Source organism: Pseudosulfitobacter pseudonitzschiae (assembly GCF_900129395.1).
In the GTDB taxonomy this organism is placed as follows: Bacteria; Pseudomonadota; Alphaproteobacteria; order Rhodobacterales; family Rhodobacteraceae; genus Pseudosulfitobacter; species Pseudosulfitobacter pseudonitzschiae.
Genome location: NZ_FQVP01000013.1, coordinates 1 through 19,156, shown reverse-complemented (window position 1 = coordinate 19,156; position 19,156 = coordinate 1). Strand labels below are relative to the sequence as shown.

Genomic DNA, 19,156 nt, shown 5'->3' with positions numbered 1-19,156 from the left:
GCGACGCACCGCCCCCGTGCCGTTGTGGCGATCCGGCAGCGGGGCTTTTCCAAAACAAGCTCGACATCTTGTCTGATATGGTAATATATTAGTTGGGAAAAGTTAAGGCCCAAACGCCAGAACTTCTGCAAAATCCACCGCTTTGGGAGGGCCAGGATGACCCAGCACAAGAAAACCGCCGATCAGCTGCGCAGCGCGCGCTGGTTTGCCCCCGATGACCTGCGCAGCTTTGGCCACCGGTCGCGCATGATGCAGATGGGCCTTGGCCCCGAGGACTGGGAAGGCCGACCCGTCATCGGCATCCTGAACACCTGGTCCGAGATGAACCCCTGCCACCTGCATTTCCGCGACCGCGCCGAGGACGTGAAAAAGGGCATCGCCCAGGCCGGCGGTCTAGGGCTGGAGATCCCCACCATCTCGATTGACGAAAGCTTTACCAAGCCGACCTCGATGTTGTACCGCAACATGATCGCCATGGAGACCGAAGAGACGATCCGGTCGCACCCGCTGGACGGTGTGGTGCTGATGGGCGGCTGTGACAAATCCACCCCCGGCCTGACCATGGGCGCGATCAGCGCCGGTGTGCCGTTCATTTTCCTGCCCGCGGGCCCGATGCTGCGCGGCAACTATGCGGGCAAATCGCTGGGGTCCGGGTCGGACGCGTGGAAATACTGGGACGAGCGGCGCGCGGGCAATATCTCGTCCGAAGAATGGGTCGGCGTCGAGGGCGGCATCGCGCGGTCCTACGGGCACTGCATGACCATGGGCACCGCATCCACCATGACCGCGATTGCCGAAGCGATGGGGCTGACCTTGCCCGGTGCCTCGTCGATCCCTGCCGCCGACGCGGGCCACAAACGGATGAGCGCGTCCTGCGGGCGGCGCATTGTCGATATGGTCTGGGAGGATCTGACGCCTGACAAGGTCATCACCCCCGCGTCCGTGCGCAATGCGGCGATCGTGGCGATGGCGACGGGCTGTTCCACCAACGCGGTGGTGCACCTGCTGGCCATGGCACGCCGCGCCGGTGTGTCGCTTGAGCTGGACGATCTGGACGCGCTGGGGCGCACGACCCCGCTGATCGCCAACATCCGGCCCTCGGGCGCGGACTATTTGATGGAAGACTTCTATTTCGCGGGCGGCCTGCGCGCGCTGATGGATCAGCTGGGCGACAAGCTGGACCGCGACGCGATCACCTGCACCGGCAAGCCGCTGGCCGACGGCATCGCGGGCGCGCCGGTCTATAATGACGACGTGATCCGCCCGCTGTCCAATCCGGTGTATAAAGAAGGCTCGTTGGCCGTGCTGCGCGGCAACCTGTGCCCCAATGGTGCGGTGATCAAACCCGCCGCCTGCGATCCGAAATTCTACCACCACGAAGGCCCCGCGCTGGTGTTCGACAGCTATCCCGAGATGAAGGCGGCCATCGACGATGAAAATCTGGATGTCACCCCCGATCACGTGCTGGTGCTGCGCAACGCAGGCCCGCAGGGCGGCCCCGGTTTCCCCGAATGGGGGATGCTGCCGATGCCCAAGGCGCTGCTGAAGCAAGGCCACCGCGACATGCTGCGGATTTCCGATGCGCGGATGTCGGGCACCTCTTACGGGGCGTGCATCCTGCACGTGGCCCCCGAGGCGTTCATCGGCGGGCCGCTGGCGCTGCTGAAAACCGGCGACATGGTGCGCATGGACCTAGAGGCGCGGACGCTGGACATGCTGGTGGACGAGGACGAGATCGCCGCGCGCCGTGCCGCCTGGGTCGCGCCCGCGCCCCGCTATGAACGCGGCTGGGGCTATATGTTCCAGCGCCACGTCGGGCAGGCCGATCAGGGCTGTGACTTCGACTATCTGACAACGCAATTCGGCGCGGCTGCGGCTGAGCCGGACATTTACTAAAGGCAGGCCCATGACCCATGATCTGACAAAAGCATTGACCGGAATCTCGGGCATTCTGGTAACCCCCTATGACGCCGCAGGAGAGATCGCGCCTGACAAGCTGGCGCCGATCATCGACCGCGCCATCGGGGCAGGGGTGCATATCCCTGTCGTCAACGGCAACACCGGCGAGTTCTACGCGCTGACCACCGACGAGGCCTGCACCATGGTGCGCGCCGTCACGCAGATGGTGGCAGGGCGCGCGCCGGTTCTGGCCGGTGTCGGGCGCGGCATCCGCGACGCCTGTGTGCTGGCCCGCGCCAGCGCCGATGCAGGGGCCGATGCGCTGATGATCCACCAGCCGCCCGATCCCTTCGTGTCGCCGCGCGGGACGGTGGATTACATCAAGGCGGTGCGCGACGCGTCGGGCGGGCTGCCCGTCATGCTGTACCTGCGCAACGACACCATGGGCCCCGAGGGCATCGCCCGCCTGTGCGAGGTCGAGGGGGTCAAGGGCGTGAAATGGGCCACGCCGCACCCGCTGAACCTGGCCCGCGCCATTGCCGCCTGCCCCGATCATATCGTCTGGGTCGGCGGTCTGGCCGAGGTCTGGGCGCCGCCGCTCTATGCCGTCGGTGCGCGGGGGTTCACCTCTGGGCTGATCAACGTCTGGCCCGAGCGGTCGATGGAGATTCACGCGGCCTTGGACGCGGGCGATTATCCGACGGCCAACCACCTGATCGACGAGATGCGCGTGTTCGAAGACATCCGCGCCGAAGAGCAGAACGGCACCAACGTCACCGGCGTCAAGGCGGCGCTGATGGCCATCGGCCAGGACTGCGGCCCGACGCGCCCGCCGTCCGCATGGCCGCTGACCGACCGCCAACAGGCGGCGCTGGACGGGTTTATCAAGGCGAACGGGTTGGCGGGGTTGTAGGGGGCTTGCACGGCGGACTTGAAAGTATCTCAATTGAGATACATACTGACGCCTCCAAGGAGGCTCAGTCATGTCCGCTCAAACCTCGATGATTCATGTTCGTGTAGATGATCAGCTCAAGGCAAAGGCCACGGATGCCCTGTCCGGTGTCGGCCTGACGTTGTCGGACGCCGTGCGCATCCTGCTGACCCGCGTGGCAGCAGAGGGTGGCTTGCCCGCAGGGTTAACGGCAAATGCTGACGCCTACGATGCCTGGTTCCGCGCCAAGGTACAGGACGCATTGGCCGACGCAGCACCGGCCAAGCCGCACGATCAGGTGATGCGAGACGCGCGCGCCTTGATCGACGGCAAGCGCGGTGCCTGACCTTGAATGGAAGGCATTGGCGGTCGCGGACCTGATGGCGATTGTTGACTATATCTCGGATGACAATCCCGATGCCGCAATTTCCCTGATGGACGACATTCAAGACAAGGTGCTTGGCCTTCTGACGCATCCCAAATCGGGCCGCCCCGGTAGGGTGAACGACACGCGAGAGCTGGTGATCCGGCCCAAATATATCGTCGTCTATGCTGAAAACACGGCGGCGGTCACCGTTCTGCGCGTTCTTCATGCGGCGCAGATGTGGCCCTGAGGTTGCGCAGTCAGCAGTCAGAATCCGGCTGCTGACCGCCAACAGGCGGCGCTGGACGGGTTTGTAAAGGCGAACGGTTTGGCGGGGCTGTAGGCACAGATGCGGACGGACGTGCGCGCCGACGTGCATCCGCTGAGCTGTCTTGGTGCTGTGTGCGGGACGAAGCGGACGCATGAAATAGAGTGCTAAGCCGCGCATCGTTGGGCCGTGGTGCGGCGATCCGACCTGCGTGACTGGCACTTTATGGCTGCTAAGCACATCCTAGCTGGCGGTAATCCACAACAGCAGCCAAATCGCCGTGCCGGCGGACGGCCCGGCGATGCGCGGCGGCCTGCGGCCTCGATTCCGCGCTTGGGGAATGCGGAGAGGGCTCTTTCCTACCCTTCGCCACGCGATGCACGAATACCCGCTTCTGGCGACCCTGCAAAACAAGACGGCACCAGCAACTGGACCCATAAACAGGTCCAAAGCTACCCCTTCTCGGGCGCGAAATACTCCGGGAAAGCCGCCCGCTTCTCGGCGATCCGGTCCACCGTGCGTTGCAAATGCCGACGCAGGGCGTCCATGGCGCGGGGGGCGTCGCCTGCTTCGATGCCATCGACCACCTGCGTGTGCCCTTCGACCACCTGCTGGTTGTTGCGCATCCGGCCCGCGTCATCCGTGTCGGACAGGTGCAGGCGGCGCAGGCGTTCCAGGTGGCCCGCGTGGCTGCGCAAAATCCGCTGGGTCTGTACGTGGCGCGCGGCGACGAACAGCGTCTGGTGGAACGCCTCGTCCAGTTCCTGAAAGGTCGGCACATCGCTTGGGTTCTGCGCGATCCCGGACTGAAGCGCCACGATGCTGCGCAGCCGCGCCAGATCTTCGGGGGCAATCCCGGACGCCAGTTCGCGCACCACTTCGGTTTCCAGCGCGATGCGCATGAACTGGGCCTCGCGGATGGCGGTCACGTCGATGGGCGTGACCAGCGTGCGCGACTGCGGGAAAATATGCACCAGCCCCTCTTTGGCCAGTTGCTGCAAGGCATCGCGCAGCGGTGTCAGGCTGACGCCATAGGTTTCCGCCAACTCGGCCCGCAAGAGGGGCGTGCCCGGCGGCAGGTCCAGCTTGACGATCTGGTCGCGCAGGCTGTCATAGACGCCGCGCCCGGTTGGCCCGCCCTCGAACAGCGCCATGCCGGCGCTGCGCATGGCCTTGGGCAACAGGCTCATCGCCGGGCCTTGTGATTTGCTGGATTCATTCATTGCGAGGGCACTTTGTTCCTGTTAATCCTAATATATCAGTTTGCATCCCAAACCCGAAGTCTTTTTTCAGCCAACCGAAAGCACTCAGCCGATGGACAGCCCCACCCTAGACCGAAACGCCACCGCAAGGGTACTGTTGCTGTCGGATGGCGACAACGTGGTGGTTGCCACCGGACCGATTGCCAAGGGCACGCCGCTGCCCGACCACGGGGTGACCGCCAACCACGACACGCCGCAGGGCCACAAGATCGCCATCCGCCCGATCCAGAGCGGTGCGCCGATCCTGAAATTCGAGACGGTCATCGGCTATGCCGCCCATGACATCGCTCCGGGCGACTGGCTGCACAGCCACAACATCCGCTTTGACGCGGTGGACAAGGATTACGCCTTTGCCCGCGATTACGTGCCCACGGACATCCTGCCCGAGGACCAGCGCGCCAGCTTCATGGGCATCCGCCGCGCCAACGGGCAGGTCGGCACGCGCAACTATATCGGCCTGTTCGTCACCGTGAACTGTTCCGCCACCGTGGCGCGCAAGATCGGCAATTATTTCGACGAAGAGCGCATGGAAGACTGGGCCAATGTCGACGGGGTGATCCCCTTTATCCACGAATCCGGCTGCGGCATGGAAATGACGGGCGAGCCGATGGACCTGCTGCGGCGCACGCTGGCGGGCTATATCCGGCACCCCAACATGGCCGGCGCCGTGGTGCTGTCGCTGGGCTGCGAGCGGAACAACCTGGCGCAGTTCTTCGAAGAACAAAGCCTGGCCGAAGGCAAGATGCTGAAAACCATCACCATGCAACACGTCGGCGGCACCGCGCGCTCCATCACCGAAGGCAAGGCCGCTGTGCGCGAGATGCTGGAAGCCGCCAATCAGGTGCAGCGCACCCCATGCAGCGCCGAACACATCACCATCGGGATGCAATGCGGCGGCTCGGACGGGCTGTCGGGGCTGTCGGCCAACCCCGGTCTGGGGGCGGCGGCGGATATTCTGGTGCGCAACGGTGGCACCGCGATCCTGTCCGAAACGCCCGAGATCTTTGGCGTCGAACACCTGCTGACCCGCCGCGCCCGATCCGAGGCCGTGGGCCGCAAGCTGGTCGAGCGCATGGACTGGTGGCTGGACTATACCCGTGGCCGCGACACCCAGATCAACGGCGTTGTCAGCCCCGGCAATCAGGCCGGCGGGCTGGCCAACGTGTTGGAAAAATCGCTGGGCGGGGCCAAGAAAAGCGGCAGCACCGGATTGATGGAAGTCTACCGCTATGCCGAGCCGGTGACGCAGAAGGGGCTGGTGTTCATGGACACCCCCGGCTTTGATCCGGTGTCCGCCACGGGGCAGATCGCGGGCGGGGCCAACCTGATCTGTTTCACCACCGGGCGCGGCTCGTGCTTTGGCTCGTACCCGTCGCCCACGATCAAGCTGGCGTCGAACACGCCGATGTTCACCCGGATGCAGGACGATATGGACATCAACTGTGGCACGGTGATTGATGGGGACAAGACCATTGCCGAGCTGGGGCAGGAGATTTTCGACCATATTCTGGCCGTGGCGTCAGGGCAGGCCAGCAAATCCGAGGCGCTTGGCGTCGGGGAAGAAGAATTCGCGCCGTGGCCGATTGGCGTGACGGGCTGACAAGGAAGACCACGATATGACACCGAATTACGTGAAACTGGTGCAGGACACCGTGCTGCCCCGCATCGCGCTGTGCCGCCAGACCTTTGCCGCCACCCGCGCGGGCGACCCCGCCGCCGCCGTGCGCGACGCGATGGCGCGCGCCGCCTGCACGGACAAAGTCAAACCGGGCATGTCCATCGCCATCACCGCAGGCAGCCGGGGCATCGCGGATTTCCCCGAACTGCTGACCGCCATCGTGGCCGAGGTTCGCGCACGCGGGGCCGATCCGTTCGTCGTGCCCTCCATGGGCAGCCACGGCGGCGCCACCGCCGAGGGGCAGACCGCCCTGCTGGCCAAGCTGGGCGTGACCGAGGCCGTGATCGGCTGCCCCATCCGCTCGTCCATGGAAACCGACGAAATCGGCGTTCTGGACAACGGCATGTCGGTGCGCATGGACCGCCACGCCAATGCCGCCGACGGCATCATCCTGTTCAACCGGATCAAACCGCACACCTCGTTCCGCGCGCCCAACGAAAGCGGTCTGGCGAAAATGCTGTCGATCGGGCTGGGCAAGCAATCGGGGGCTGAAAACTGCCATGCGCGGGGCATCGACAACGTCGGCATCTATGTCGCCCTGATGGCCCGGATGAAGCTGGAGCGGTGCAAGGTGCTGTTCGGCATCGGCACCATCGAAAACGCCTATGACGAACTGGCGCGGGTCGAGGTTCTGGACAGCGATGGCTTGCTCGAGGCCGAGGCACCGCTGTTGCAAGAGGCGATGGCCAACATGCCGCGCCTGCCGGTCGGGCCGCTGGACCAGCCCACGGCATCCGGCACGCTGGACGTGCTGGTGGTGGACGAAATCGGCAAGGAGTTTTCCGGCACCGGCATGGACCCCAACATCACCCACCGTTTTTCCAGCCCCAAGATGCAGGTGCACCTGCACATCGAACGGCTGGTGGCGCTGGGGCTGTCGCCGCGCAGCAATGGCAACGGCAACGGGGCGGCGCGGGCCGATGTGATCACCGCGCAGATCGAGGAAAACTTTGACCGCGAGGCCGTCTATGCCAACTGCCTGACCTCGCAGGTGCTGATGCAGGCCAAGCTGCCGATGGTCATGCCCTGTGCCCGCTCGGCCATTCAAACGGTGGTGAAAACCTGCGGGGCCGAGGACATCACCAAGCCGCGCCTGCTGCGCATCCCGAACACGCTGAAACTGGAATACCTCTATGCGTCCGAGGCGATGCTGCCCGAGCTGCGCGACCGTCCGGGCTTTGAGATCATCGGGGAGCTGGAGGAAATGCAGTTCGAGGACGGCCGTCTGGTCAACCCCTGGCCGGACGCACACTGATGGGGCTGCACCTGCATCTGGACCCCGTTGGTGGCGCTGCGGGCGATATGTTCATCGCGGCGATGCTGCACGCGCGCCCCGACCTGACCGACCGCGTTCTGGCCGATGTCGCCGCCGTGTTGCCCGCCGAGGTAGGGCATCCCGCGCTGACCGAACATGTCGCCTCCGGCATCATGTCGCGCCAGTTCCGTCTGGTGCTGGCCGACGGCGGCACCGCCGCGCGGCACGGGACCGACACCACCTACAAGGCGATGCGCGCCCTGCTGGAAACCGCGCCGCTGTCCGACGGCACGGCGGACGCCGCCTGTGCCATACTGCACCGCATCGCCGAGGCCGAGGCAAAGGTCCACAACATCCCCATCGACCGCGTGCATTTCCACGAAATCGCGGATTGGGACGCGCTGATGGACGTGACGGCGGCGGGCAGCATCTGTGCCGCGCTGGACGGGGCGACCTACAGCCTGGCCCCGCTGCCGCTGGGTGGCGGCCTGGTCGATACAGCGCACGGCAAGCTGCCGGTGCCGGCGCCCGCGACGGCGCTGATCCTGCAAGGCTATGACTGGCACGACGACGGCATCGCGGGCGAACGGGTGACGCCGACAGGTGCTGCCATTCTGGCCCATGTCACCGGCGGCAGCCACGGCACCCGCCCCCCCGGACGGCTGTCGGGTGTGGGTTCCGGCGCAGGCACGCGCGTAATGCAGGGCCTGCCGAATATCCTGCGCGTCACGATGTTCGACACCGCGACAAGCGGCATGATGCAGGACCAGCTTGTGCAACTCTCCTGCGACATCGACGACATGACGGGCGAGGAACTGGGCGCTGCCACCGACACCCTGCGCGCGACGGCGGGCGTGGTCGATGTGCTGCTGCTGACCGCCATGGGCAAGAAATCCCGCCCCGTGGTGCGCATCGACCTGCTGGTACAACCGGACGCCGCCGAGGCCGTGGCCGCGCGCATGTTCGACGTGACCTCGACCCTGGGCCTGCGCCGCAGCGTGGTGGACCGGCTGATCCTGCCCCGCAGCATCGAGACAACCCCCGACGGCACCCGCCGCAAACGCACCCGCCGCCCCGCAGGGCATGACACGCTGAAAGTGGAAAGCGATGATCTGGATGCCAGTCCGACACTGGCCGCCCGCCGGACAGCCGCGCGGAAGGGGGAAACCGAGGGATAACGCGATTGGTTTCTGGCAGGAGCCACACTGAAAGTGTGGCGCGCGCCAACATGCGAGAATGCCACCTATAATACCGATTATGTAATTATTCTGCACATCCCAAATCCACCGGCCCCCCCACACACATAACAAAACGCCCCCGATCAAGCTGACCGGGGGCGCTTTCTGTCAAACTGATATGCAACGATGCAACGCTATCAGTTGGACGATTCAGTTTTGGGCTCTTCCGTCTTGGTGGCGTCATCGGTTGCCGCGTCCGCTGCGGGATCGGCCGCAGGATCAGCTGCCGAATCCGCAGGTGCGGCGTCGGTGGCGGTGTCTGCCGCGCTGTCGTCAGACATCGTGCTGGACGGTTCGGTCGCAGCACCCGAGCTTTCGCTCGAGTCCGCAGGTGCGATTGCCGCGGGGGCAGTCGAGTCAGCCGGCGCGGCCGAGTCATCGGCAGCCATCAGCGTGCTCAGCTGTGTTTCGTCCGGCAGGCTTTCGGCATCGCTTTCGTCGAACTCAGGCAGCGCTTTCAGCGCTTCCTTGGTGGTGTCCATCTGAACGTTCTGCGACTCTGCGTCAAAGGTCAGCTCGTCAAGCGGCACAGCGACGGTGTATTCGCCAAGGCCCAGAAAGCCGCCGATGCCGATCACCACGTTCGCGCTGCCTTCGCTGCCCAGAACATAGTCGATGTCACCGATGGAATCGCCGTTCGGCTCGTAAACGCTTTTGCCCAGCAGGTCGCCGACGGTCATTTCATCAAGCGACATGAATGTCGGGGCAACGGCTTGCTCGGTTGTGGTTGCCGCGTTCGGGTCTGCTTCGGGCGTGCTGCTCACCTGAGCGAATGCGCCTGTTGCCATGACTGCGGAGACCGCGGTGGTCATCATGATTGCCTTGAGTTTCATTTCCAGTTCCTCCTTCAAGGTGGGTTATGCGAGGGCAACACACGGGCCCGCACCCTTGTTCCCGGCGCGTCGGACCGGTCGGAGGAGATCGGCGGTCTCTTGCCACCTATGGGTGTAAATTGACGGATTCTCGCCGAAAAAGTGCATTGCAGAGGAAAAAACCGCGAATAAACATGGGTTTACCCGGAACCGCCAACAGGGCGTCCTGATGCCCTGTCCGCTGTGCGGGCCGGTTTTGCCACGCGATCAATGGCAGATCGGCAGGTGCGGGCGTGGAACCCGCGCGGCGCTCACGCCCCTTCGTCGCAGATGTCCAGCAGGTATTGCCCGTATGCATTCTTGGCAAAGGCCGCCGCCCGCGCGCGCAGCGCCGCGCGGGTGATCAGGCCCATCCGGTACGCCACCTCGTCCGGCGATCCCACCTGTTGCCCCTGCCGCATGGTCAGCGTCCGCACGAAATTGCTGGCGTCCAACAGGCTGGCATGGGTGCCGGTGTCCAGCCACGCATAACCGCGCCCCATCGTTTCGACCGTCAGCGTGCCCTCGGCCAGGTACAGCGACAACAGGTCCGCAATCTCCAGCTCGCCGCGCGCCGACGGCGTGACCTGTTTGGCCAGCTCCGGCGCGCGCCCGTCGAGGAAATACAGCCCCGTGACCGCGTAATTCGACGGCGGCACCTGCGGCTTTTCCACGATCTGCTGCACGCGCCCCTGCGCGTCGAAGCCGACCACGCCGTACCGCTCGGGATCGGACACGCGGTAACCGAACACCGTCCCGCCCTGCGCCTGCGCATCCGCCGCCTGCAACTGCTCGGGCAGCCCGTGCCCGAAAAAGATGTTGTCGCCCAGCACCAGCACCGACGGCGCACCGGCCAGGAAATCCTCGGCCAGCAGATAGGCCTGCGCCAGCCCGTCCGGCGACGGCTGCAAGATATAGTCGAACCGCAGCCCCCACTGGCTGCCATCCCCCAGCAGCCGCTTGAACTGGTCCTGATCCTCGGGCGTGGTGATGATCGCGATCTCGGTCACACCGGCCAAAATCAGCACGCTCAGCGGGTAATAGATCATCGGCTTGTCATAGACAGGGATCAGTTGCTTCGACAGGCCCATGGTGATCGGATACAGCCGCGTGCCAGACCCGCCTGCCAGAATGATGCCCTTGCGTTTCATGTCGCTGCCTTTCCCGTGGATGTGCCCAGCCGCTTGCCCACACCGTCGCGCGCCAGCAGCGGTTGCCACCAGTCCGCATTGTCCAGATACCATTGCACTGTCCGCGCGATCCCCTGTTGCAGCGTGACCGAGGGCCGCCAGCCCAGTTCGGTGCGGATGCGCGTGGGGTCGATGGCATAGCGGCGGTCGTGGCCGGGGCGGTCGGTGACGAATGTGATCAGGTCGGCATGCGGCGCGGCATCGGGGCGGTGCCGGTCCAGCTCGGCACAGATCATGCGCACCAGATCAATATTCGTCGCCTCGTTCTCGCCGCCGATGTTATAGGTCCGGCCCACCGCCCCCTGCCCCAGCACACACAGCAGCGCGTCGGCGTGATCCTCGACATACAGCCAGTCGCGGATGTTCAGCCCGTCGCCATAGACCGGGATCGCCTCGCCCGCCAGCGCCCGCAGGATCACCACCGGGATCAGCTTTTCGGGAAAATGATAGGGGCCGTAGTTGTTGGAACAGTTGGTCACCAGCACCGGCAGGCCATAGGTTTCCCCCCAGGCCCGCACCAGATGATCCGACGACGCCTTGGACGCGGAATAGGGTGACCGTGGATCATAAGGCGTATCTTCGGTAAACAGTCCCGCCGCACCCAGCGACCCAAACACCTCATCGGTCGAGATGTGGTGAAAGCGGAAACCGGCAGGTTGCCCATGGGCAATCCAGTACTGCCGCGCCGCCTCCAGCATATTGAACGTGCCGGTGATGTTCGTTTCGATAAAATCCGCAGGCCCGTCAATCGACCGGTCCACGTGGCTTTCTGCCGCCAGATGCATCACCGCGTCGGGCTGGTGGGTGGCAAATATCCGGTCCAGCGCCGCGCGGTCGCGGATGTCGGCCTGCTCAAAACTGTACAGCGGGCTGCCCGCCACCGATGCGACATTCTCCAGACAGGCCGCATAGGTCAGCGCGTCGACATTCACCACCGCGTGCCCCTGCTCCACGGCACGGCGCACCACGGCCGAGCCGATAAACCCCGCACCGCCTGTGACCAATATCTTCACGCCGCGCCCTCCATGACAAAGGGCGAGGTCCAGTCGCCAAAGGCAGGTGCCGCACGGTCCTTGTCCGACAGCACCGGCGCAGCCTTCAGCCCCCAGTCAATGCCCAGACTGTCCCAGGCCACCGACCCGTCGGCGTCCGGCGCATAGTAATCGGTGCACTTGTACTGCACCTCGCAATCGGGCGTGCGGGTGACAAAGCCGTGCAGGAACCCCTTGGGCACGAACAGCTGCGCGCCGCCCTCGGCGGTCAGGTCCACGCCAACCCATTGGCCATAGCGCGGCGACCCGCGCCGCACGTCCACCGCCACGTCCCAGATCGCACCACGGGTGCAGCGCACCAGCTTGTCCTGCGCATGGGGCGGTGCCTGGTAATGCAGGCCGCGCAGCGTGCCCACCTCCGCCGACATCGAATGATTGTCCTGCACGAAATCCGCCCCGATCCCGCCCTGCGCCAGCGTGCGCTTGTTCCACGTCTCGGTGAACCAGCCACGCGCGTCCCCAAAACGGCGCGGCGTCAGCAGGATCACCTCGGGCAGGCGGGTCGGCTGGAAATTCATCGTCTGGGGCACCTTTGGCCGGGAAAACCTGACCCTTCAAGAGCCTGATTTCGCGCCCGAATGCAACTCGTCTGACCGGATCAGCCCGCTATTTCCCCCATTTCAACGCGATCAGGTCCATGTCACCGGCCAGTTGCAGCAGCCGCGCGCGCGTCCGCTCCGACAGCGGTTTCAGCGGATGGCGCACGTGGTCGCTGCGAATGACCCCGCCCGCCGCGTACACCGTCTTGCAGGCGCGCAGCCCGCATTGGCGGTTCTCGTGGTTGATCAGCGGCAGACAGACCTGCCACTGTTTCAGCGCCGCATCGTGGTCGCCTGCCAGATAGCGGGTGACAATGGGCCGGATGTGTTCGGGAAACAGCCCCGAGGTCATGGTCCCCGTCGCCCCCGCGTCCAGATCGGCCAGCAGGGTCACCGCCTCTTCGCCGTCAAACGGCCCCGCGATGTGGTCGCCCGCCGCTTCGATCAATGAGGCCAGCTTGTCGGCGGCAAAGGGGCATTCGATCTTGAAATAGCTGACATTCTCCAGCTCGCGTGCCATCCGCGCCAGCAGCGGCACCGGCAGGGTCACACCGCTCAGCGGGGCGTCCTGCACCATGATCGGAATGGAAATCGCCCGGTTGACCGCGTCGAAATGTTCGAACACCCCCGCCTCGGCAGGGAACAGGCCCGACCCGTGATAGGGCGGCATCATCATCACCATCGCCGCGCCCATCGCCTGCGCCGCCTTGGCGCGCGCGACCACGATGTCGGTTGAGAAATGGCTGATCGTCACGATCACCGGCACACGGCCCGCCACATGCTCCAGGCTGATGCGCATCAGCGTGGCGCGCTCGGCGTCGGACAACAGGAACTGTTCGGAATAGTTGGCAAGGATGCAGATCGCATCCACGCCCATGTCGATCAAACAGTCCAGAACACGGCGCATGCCGTCTTCGTCCACCTGTCCATCGTCCAGAAACGGGGTCGGGGCCACTGGCAAAATGCCTGTCAAAGTCTGTGTCAAAGCGTCGTCCTTTCGGGTGTTCAAATGTCTCGGGGTTTACCAGTCAAAGGCGTCAACCGCCTGTCTGCGGCCCAATGTGAAAGCGTCGGCAACATGGATCATCGGGTGCAGGTCCACATCGACCGCCCGCATCGCCACCACCTCGGCAAAGCGGGCATAGAGCGCGCGGTATTCATGGTCCGGCCCCGCGCTGACCTCTGCGCCATCCACCACCAGCCGCGCACCCCCATCGCTCAGCGTGGCATTGCCCTGGGCCGTCTCGATGCGAATGTCCCAGGTCTGCGGCCCGGTCTGGCGCCAGTCGAACGCGGCGGTCATATCCGCGCCGCCGGGGTCGTGGAACGTCAGGTCGGCGGCGATCGGCGTGTCGCGGTTGGCGGGGAAATAGAGCGCGGCCTGCGTCAGATGCACCGCGCGCGGGTAAATCTCGGACAGCACCGACAGCGCGTTGATGCCCGGATCGAACACACCCAAGCCCCCCGCCTGCCAGATCCAGTCCTGCCCCGGATGCCAGCGGCGCACGTCCTCTTTCCAGATCACCTCGACCCGTTTGATGTCCTTGCCCTGCATCCACTGGCGGGCCGCCTGAACACTGGCGGCATGGCGCGAATGCCATGTGGCAAACAGCGCCACGCCCTGCGCGCGCGCCAATGCGATCAGGTCGTGTACCTCGCTTAACGTCGCCCCCGGCGGTTTCTCCAGCATCACGTGCCGCCCCGCCAGCAAAGCGCGGCGCGCATCGGCGTAGCGCACCTGAGGCGGCGTACACAGCGAAACACAGGACACCCCCGGATGCGCCGCCAGCAGATCCTCCAGCCGGTCATACCGCGCGACCCCGTCCACCCCCGCATTGCGGCTGGCCGTGGCCTGCAAGGTGAACGCGGGCGTCGCCGCAATCGACGGAATGTGCTGGTCGCGGGCGATCTTGCCGACGCCAACAATCGCCAACCCCTGCCCCGCCATCAGTGCGAATCCCGTGGCACGGCGTTGCCGCGACAGCCGACAAGGAAATCAAAGTCCGCCCCCGTGTCGGCCCCCTGCACGTGGTCATGAAACAGCCGCGCATAGCCGCTGGCGGGTGGCACAACGGGGTTCTTCCACGCCGCCAGCCGCCGCGCGATCTCGGCGTCGGGCACGTCCAGATGCAGCCGCCGGTTGGGCATGTCCAGCTCGATCATGTCACCATCCTGCACGATGGCCAGCGGCCCGCCCGCTGCTGCCTCGGGGCTGGTGTGCAGGATCACGGTGCCATAGGCGGTGCCCGACATCCGCGCATCGGAAATGCGCACCATATCGGTGATGCCCTTTTTCAGCACCTTCGGCGGCAGGCCCATGTTGCCCACCTCGGACATGCCGGGATAGCCGCGCGGGCCGCACATTTTCAGCACCATCACACAGGTTTCATCAATGTCCAGATCGTCATCGTTGATCCGCGCCTTGTAGTCGTCGATGTCCTCGAACACCACGGCGCGGCCCCGATGGGTCAGCAAATGCGGGCTGGCGGCGGACGGCTTCAACACCGCCCCCTTGGGTGCCAGATTGCCGCGCAGCACGGCAATGCCGCCCTGTTTCGCCAGCGGTTCCCCTGCGGGGCGGATCACGTCCTCGTTGTGGTTCACCGCATCCTTGACCTGATCCCACGCGGTGTCACCCGACACGGTCAGCGCATCGCGGTTCAGCAATCCCGCCTCGCCCAGCCGCTTGATCACCACGGGCAGGCCGCCGGCATAAAAGAATTCTTCCATCAGGTACTTGCCCGAGGGCATCAGGTTCACGATCGTCGGCACGTCGCGCCCGAAGGTGTCCCAATCGTCCAGCGTCAGATCAATCCCCACACGGCCCGCAATCGCCATCAGGTGAATGACCGCATTGGTCGACCCGCCAATCGCGCCATTGGTGCGGATCGCGTTCTGAAACGCCTCGGGCGTCAGCACGTCGGACGGCTTCAGGTCGTCCTTGACCATCTGCACGATGCGCCGGCCGGTGACGTGGCTCATGACGCGGCGGCGGCTGTCGACGGCGGGAATGGCCGCATTGCCCGACAGCGCCATGCCCAAGGCCTCGACCATGCTGGCCATCGACGACGCGGTGCCCATGGTGTTGCACGATCCGGGGCTGCGGCTCATCGCCTGCTCGGCTTCCAGAAAATCCTCGCGCGTCATCTTGCCCGCCTTGATGTCCTCGGACATCTGCCACAGCGCCGTGCCCGACCCGACCCGCTCGCCCCGGAACCAGCCGTTCATCATCGGCCCGCCCGACACCATGATCGCCGGCAGATCGACCGACGCCGCCCCCATCAGCAGCGCGGGCGTGGTCTTGTCACAGCCGCACAACAGCACGACGCCATCCAGCGGATTGGCGCGAATGGCCTCTTCCACGTCCATCGCCGCCAGGTTGCGGTACATCATCGCCGTGGGCCGCAGCGCGCTTTCACCGGTGGAAAACACCGGGAACTCCAGCGGCAGCCCCCCCGCCTCGTAAATCCCGTGCTTCACCCGTTCGGCCAGATCGCGCAGATGGGCGTTGCAGGGCGTCAGCTGCGACCAGGTGTTGCAGATGCCGATCACGGGACGCCCGTCAAACAGATCGGCCGGCAGCCCCTGGTTCTTCATCCAGCTGCGGTGGTAAATATGGTCACGGCTGTCGGCCCCGAACCATTCCTGCGAGCGCAGTTTGCGGGGCCATGCGGCGGGTTTGAACGTCATCTTGAATGCCCCTTAGCGTTGTTTTTGCTTGTTGTAGACGTCGAAAATCACGGCAGCGAGCAGCACCAGACCCTTGATCACCTGCTGGTAATCGATGCCGATGCCCATGATCGACATGCCGTTGTTCATCACGCCCATGATGAACGCGCCGATCACCGCGCCGACAATCTTGCCAACGCCGCCCGACATCGAGGCACCCCCGATGAACACCGCCGCAATCACGTCCAGTTCCACGGCAAAGCCCGCCTTGGGCGTCGCCGTGTTCAGCCTTGCTGCAAAGATCAGACCGGCCAGCGCCGCCAGCACGCCCATGTTGACAAAGGTCAGGAAGGTCAGCCGCTCGGTCGGGATGCCTGACAGTTTCGCCGCCTTCACATTCCCCCCCAGCGCATAGACCCGCCGCCCGATGGTCGTCTGTTCGGTGAGGAACGCATAGACGATGGTCAGCAGCCCCATGGTCACCAGCACGTTGGGCAGGCCCCGGAACGTGGACAGCTTGTAAATCACGAACAGCAACGCCCCCGCGACAATCGCATTGCGCACCACGAAAAAGCTGATCGGCTCGTCCTCGATCCCATACGCCATGTTGCGCGCGCGTTTGCGCATCCCAAGGTAGACGATGGCACAGGCGGCAATCACCCCCACGGCCAGCGCCGTGACATTGGGACGGCCAACCCCGAACACATCGGGAATGAACCCCGTCGACAGCAACTGGAACTCTCGCGGGAACGGCCCCACCGACTGCCCCTCCAGCAGCCACAGCGACAGCCCGCGAAACACCAGCATCCCCGCCAGCGTCACGATGAAACTGGGGATGTTCCAATAGGTCACCCAGTACCCCTGTGCCGCGCCGATCAGCCCGCCAACCACCAGACAGACAGGTATGGTGATCGCCACCGGCACGTCCAGATTGACGATCATCACCGCCGCCAGCGCCCCGACAAAGCCCATGACAGAGCCGACAGACAGGTCGATGTGCCCGCCGACAATGACGATCAGCATCCCCAGCGCCATGATGATGATATAGCTGTTCTGCAAGAACAGATTGGTGATGTTCACGGGCCGCAACAGCGTGCCGTCGGTCACCACCTGGAAAAACAGCATGATCGCGATCAGGGCGAACAACAGCCCGTATTCGCGCAAATGGCCCAACAGATAGGCCCCCATATTCGGTTGTGTGGCGCGTTCGCCCTGTGTGGTATCGGTCATTCTGCCGCTCCCTTAGTCTGTGACGATGAACGACATGATGCGTTCCTGACTGGCCTCGGAGGCGTCCAGCTCTCCGACAAACCCGCCCTCGTTCATGACGTAAATCCGGTCGCTCATGCCCAGCAGCTCGGGCATTTCGGAACTGATCATGACCACCCCTTTGCCCTGCGCCGACAATTCGTTGATGATGCCGTAAATCTCGAACTTCGCGCCCACGTCGATGCCGCGCGTCGGCTCGTCCAGGATCAGAACCTCCGGCCCCGCAAACAGCCACTTGGACAAAACCACCTTTTGCTGGTTGCCGCCCGACAGGTTCATGACACGCTGGAACACGCTGGGCGTGCGGATGTTCATCGCCTTGCGATACCGCTCGGCCACCTTGGTTTCCTCGGCCTCGTTGATGACGCCGGAACGGGACACATCGCTCAGGTTCGCCAGTGTGATGTTGCGCTGGATCGTGTCCTCCAGCACCAGCCCCAGTTCCTTGCGGTCCTCGGTGACATAGGCCAGCCCGCTGCGGATCGCCGCCGCGACGGTCGAGGTGTCCACCACCTGCCCTTTCAGCTTCACGGTGCCGCTGATGTTCTGCCCATAGCTGCGGCCGAACAGGCTCATCGCCAGCTCGGTGCGCCCCGCACCCATCAGCCCGGCAATGCCCACGACCTCGCCCGCGCGCACGTGAAAGTTGATGTCCTTGATCATCTGGCGCGTCGCGTGCTCGGGGTGCCAGACGTTCCAGCCCTGAACCTCCATCAGCATGTCCCCCGCCCGCCGCTCGCGTTCGGGATAGCGTTGCGACATGTCGCGCCCCACCATGTCGCGCACGATGCGGTCCTCGGTGATGCTTTCGGTGCGCGCATCCAGCGTGGACACCGTCGCCCCGTCGCGGATCACGGTGATCGTGTCAGCCACGCGGCGCACCTCGTTCAGCTTGTGGCTGATGATGATCGACGTGACCCCCTCGGCCTTCAGCTCCAGCAATAGATCCAGCAACGCCTGACTGTCCGATTCCGACAGCGCGGCGGTGGGTTCGTCCAGGATCAGCAACCGCACGTCCTTGGACAGCGCCTTGGCGATCTCGACCAGTTGCTGCTTGCCCACACCCAGCCGGTCCACCGGCGTGGCGGGAGCCTCTTTCAGCCCGACCTTTTTCAACAGCGCCTCGGTGCGCCGGAATGTTTCGGGCCAGTTCATCACACCCTTGCTGGCGCATTCGTTGCCGACAAACAGGTTTTCCGCAATCGACAGCAACGGCACCAGCGCCAGCTCCTGGTGGATGATGATGATCCCCAGCGCCTCGCTGTCCGCGATCCCGCCAAAGCGCGCGACCTGCCCGTCGTAATGAATGTCACCGTCATAGGTGCCCTGCGGATAGACCCCCGACAGCACCTTCATCAGCGTGGACTTGCCCGCGCCGTTTTCCCCCACCAGCGCGTGAATCTCGCCCGCGGTCACCTTCAGGTTGACGTTGTCCAGCGCCTTGACCCCCGGAAAGGTCTTGGTGATGTCGCGCATTTCCAGAAGAGTTGTCATTGCCCTGCCCCCATTCCTGCGACCTGCCCCGGCACCGGTCACGGCGCGCGGGACAGGCGATTTTGCAATCGCGATCCGGTCTTACAGATCGTCTTTGGAGTGGTAGCCCGAGTCGATAACGATCGTCTGGTAGTTGCTGGCGTCCACCGACACAGGCTCCAGCAGGTAGGACGGCACGACCTTGACGCCATTGTCAT

17 protein-coding genes are annotated in these 19,156 nt (G+C 64.7%); 7 read left to right on the top strand and 10 right to left on the bottom strand.

Going from position 1 to position 19,156, the window contains the following annotated elements; all coding sequences use genetic code 11:
* Window positions 1-156: 156 nt before the first annotated feature.
* From araD (BUC08_RS22170) to BUC08_RS22155, 4 genes are all read left to right on the top strand, one after another.
* A complete protein-coding gene (gene araD / locus BUC08_RS22170; RefSeq protein WP_037930061.1) occupies window positions 157-1,896 on the top strand; it encodes an L-arabinonate dehydratase in 1,740 nt (579 codons plus the stop codon).
* A gap of 10 nt (window positions 1,897-1,906) precedes the next feature.
* Window positions 1,907-2,812 carry a dihydrodipicolinate synthase family protein gene (locus BUC08_RS22165; protein WP_037930058.1) on the top strand — a complete coding sequence of 302 codons (906 nt, stop codon included), beginning with the start codon at window positions 1,907-1,909 and terminating at the stop codon, window positions 2,810-2,812.
* Window positions 2,813-2,882: 70 nt separating this feature from the next.
* On the top strand, window positions 2,883-3,176 hold the full coding sequence (gene relB, locus BUC08_RS22160; RefSeq protein ID WP_037930055.1) for a type II toxin-antitoxin system RelB family antitoxin: 294 nt from the start codon (window positions 2,883-2,885) through the stop codon (window positions 3,174-3,176).
* Window positions 3,169-3,444: a type II toxin-antitoxin system RelE/ParE family toxin gene (locus BUC08_RS22155; RefSeq protein ID WP_037930052.1), complete on the top strand. Its 276-nt coding sequence runs from the start codon at window positions 3,169-3,171 to the stop codon at window positions 3,442-3,444. The genes relB and BUC08_RS22155 overlap by 8 nt, the downstream gene beginning before the upstream one ends.
* Before the next feature lie 470 nt (window positions 3,445-3,914).
* On the opposite strand, the gene BUC08_RS22150 is transcribed toward BUC08_RS22155, so the two are convergent.
* A complete protein-coding gene (locus tag BUC08_RS22150) occupies window positions 3,915-4,685 on the bottom strand; it encodes a GntR family transcriptional regulator (protein ID WP_051694615.1) in 771 nt (256 codons plus the stop codon).
* Between the two features lie 91 nt (window positions 4,686-4,776).
* On the opposite strand from BUC08_RS22150, the gene BUC08_RS22145 reads away from it, so the two are divergent.
* Genes BUC08_RS22145 through larC form a run of 3 tightly spaced genes read left to right on the top strand, consistent with a single transcriptional unit; the run spans window position 4,777 to window position 8,835 of the window.
* Window positions 4,777-6,324: a UxaA family hydrolase gene (locus tag BUC08_RS22145; protein ID WP_037930049.1), complete on the top strand. Its 1,548-nt coding sequence runs from the start codon at window positions 4,777-4,779 to the stop codon at window positions 6,322-6,324.
* A gap of 16 nt (window positions 6,325-6,340) precedes the next feature.
* Entirely contained in the window at window positions 6,341-7,657 is a 1,317-nt protein-coding gene (locus tag BUC08_RS22140) for a nickel pincer cofactor-dependent isomerase, group 22 (protein ID WP_037930047.1), read from the top strand.
* Window positions 7,657-8,835, top strand: a complete 1,179-nt coding sequence (gene larC, locus BUC08_RS22135) for a nickel pincer cofactor biosynthesis protein LarC (RefSeq protein WP_073194542.1) — start codon at window positions 7,657-7,659, stop codon at window positions 8,833-8,835. Before BUC08_RS22140 ends, larC begins: the two co-directional genes overlap by 1 nt.
* Window positions 8,836-9,032: 197 nt before the next feature.
* Here the strand turns inward: larC and BUC08_RS22130 are convergent, their stop codons facing one another.
* The 9 genes from BUC08_RS22130 to mmsA all read right to left on the bottom strand — a co-directional run bounded on the left by BUC08_RS22130 (window position 9,033) and on the right by mmsA (window position 18,959).
* Window positions 9,033-9,728, bottom strand: coding sequence for a PRC-barrel domain-containing protein (locus BUC08_RS22130; RefSeq protein ID WP_051694614.1), 696 nt, complete (start codon window positions 9,726-9,728; stop codon window positions 9,033-9,035).
* Window positions 9,729-10,018: 290 nt separating this feature from the next.
* Window positions 10,019-10,897, bottom strand: coding sequence for a glucose-1-phosphate thymidylyltransferase RfbA (rfbA, locus tag BUC08_RS22125; RefSeq protein ID WP_037930045.1), 879 nt, complete (start codon window positions 10,895-10,897; stop codon window positions 10,019-10,021).
* Entirely contained in the window at window positions 10,894-11,949 is a 1,056-nt protein-coding gene (gene rfbB / locus BUC08_RS22120) for a dTDP-glucose 4,6-dehydratase (protein ID WP_037930043.1), read from the bottom strand. Before rfbB ends, rfbA begins: the two co-directional genes overlap by 4 nt.
* Window positions 11,946-12,506, bottom strand: coding sequence for a dTDP-4-dehydrorhamnose 3,5-epimerase (rfbC, locus tag BUC08_RS22115; protein ID WP_037930041.1), 561 nt, complete (start codon window positions 12,504-12,506; stop codon window positions 11,946-11,948). The genes rfbB and rfbC overlap by 4 nt, the downstream gene beginning before the upstream one ends.
* A gap of 88 nt (window positions 12,507-12,594) precedes the next feature.
* A complete protein-coding gene (locus tag BUC08_RS22110) occupies window positions 12,595-13,512 on the bottom strand; it encodes a dihydrodipicolinate synthase family protein (RefSeq protein WP_037930039.1) in 918 nt (305 codons plus the stop codon).
* Between the two features lie 36 nt (window positions 13,513-13,548).
* Window positions 13,549-14,475 carry a Gfo/Idh/MocA family protein gene (locus BUC08_RS22105; protein WP_037930037.1) on the bottom strand — a complete coding sequence of 309 codons (927 nt, stop codon included), beginning with the start codon at window positions 14,473-14,475 and terminating at the stop codon, window positions 13,549-13,551.
* Entirely contained in the window at window positions 14,475-16,217 is a 1,743-nt protein-coding gene (gene araD / locus BUC08_RS22100) for an L-arabinonate dehydratase (protein WP_037930034.1), read from the bottom strand. The genes BUC08_RS22105 and araD (BUC08_RS22100) overlap by 1 nt, the downstream gene beginning before the upstream one ends.
* Before the next feature lie 12 nt (window positions 16,218-16,229).
* Window positions 16,230-17,426 carry a multiple monosaccharide ABC transporter permease gene (gene mmsB, locus BUC08_RS22095; protein WP_037930031.1) on the bottom strand — a complete coding sequence of 399 codons (1,197 nt, stop codon included), beginning with the start codon at window positions 17,424-17,426 and terminating at the stop codon, window positions 16,230-16,232.
* Window positions 17,427-17,438: 12 nt separating this feature from the next.
* On the bottom strand, window positions 17,439-18,959 hold the full coding sequence (gene mmsA, locus BUC08_RS22090; protein WP_037930028.1) for a multiple monosaccharide ABC transporter ATP-binding protein: 1,521 nt from the start codon (window positions 18,957-18,959) through the stop codon (window positions 17,439-17,441).
* Between the last annotated feature and the right edge of the window lie 197 nt (window positions 18,960-19,156).

Coding starts and splice junctions, on each gene's coding strand:
- araD (WP_037930061.1), top strand. CDS start 157: ATGACCCAGCACAAGAAAACCGCCGATCAGCTGCGCAGCGCGCGCTGG.
- BUC08_RS22165 (WP_037930058.1), top strand. CDS start 1,907: ATGACCCATGATCTGACAAAAGCATTGACCGGAATCTCGGGCATTCTG.
- relB (WP_037930055.1), top strand. CDS start 2,883: ATGTCCGCTCAAACCTCGATGATTCATGTTCGTGTAGATGATCAGCTC.
- BUC08_RS22150 (WP_051694615.1), bottom strand. CDS start 4,685: ATGAATGAATCCAGCAAATCACAAGGCCCGGCGATGAGCCTGTTGCCC.
- BUC08_RS22145 (WP_037930049.1), top strand. CDS start 4,777: ATGGACAGCCCCACCCTAGACCGAAACGCCACCGCAAGGGTACTGTTG.
- BUC08_RS22140 (WP_037930047.1), top strand. CDS start 6,341: ATGACACCGAATTACGTGAAACTGGTGCAGGACACCGTGCTGCCCCGC.
- larC (WP_073194542.1), top strand. CDS start 7,657: ATGGGGCTGCACCTGCATCTGGACCCCGTTGGTGGCGCTGCGGGCGAT.
- BUC08_RS22130 (WP_051694614.1), bottom strand. CDS start 9,728: ATGAAACTCAAGGCAATCATGATGACCACCGCGGTCTCCGCAGTCATG.
- rfbA (WP_037930045.1), bottom strand. CDS start 10,897: ATGAAACGCAAGGGCATCATTCTGGCAGGCGGGTCTGGCACGCGGCTG.
- rfbC (WP_037930041.1), bottom strand. CDS start 12,506: ATGAATTTCCAGCCGACCCGCCTGCCCGAGGTGATCCTGCTGACGCCG.
- BUC08_RS22105 (WP_037930037.1), bottom strand. CDS start 14,475: ATGGCGGGGCAGGGGTTGGCGATTGTTGGCGTCGGCAAGATCGCCCGC.
- araD (WP_037930034.1), bottom strand. CDS start 16,217: ATGACGTTCAAACCCGCCGCATGGCCCCGCAAACTGCGCTCGCAGGAA.
- mmsB (WP_037930031.1), bottom strand. CDS start 17,426: ATGACCGATACCACACAGGGCGAACGCGCCACACAACCGAATATGGGG.
- mmsA (WP_037930028.1), bottom strand. CDS start 18,959: ATGACAACTCTTCTGGAAATGCGCGACATCACCAAGACCTTTCCGGGG.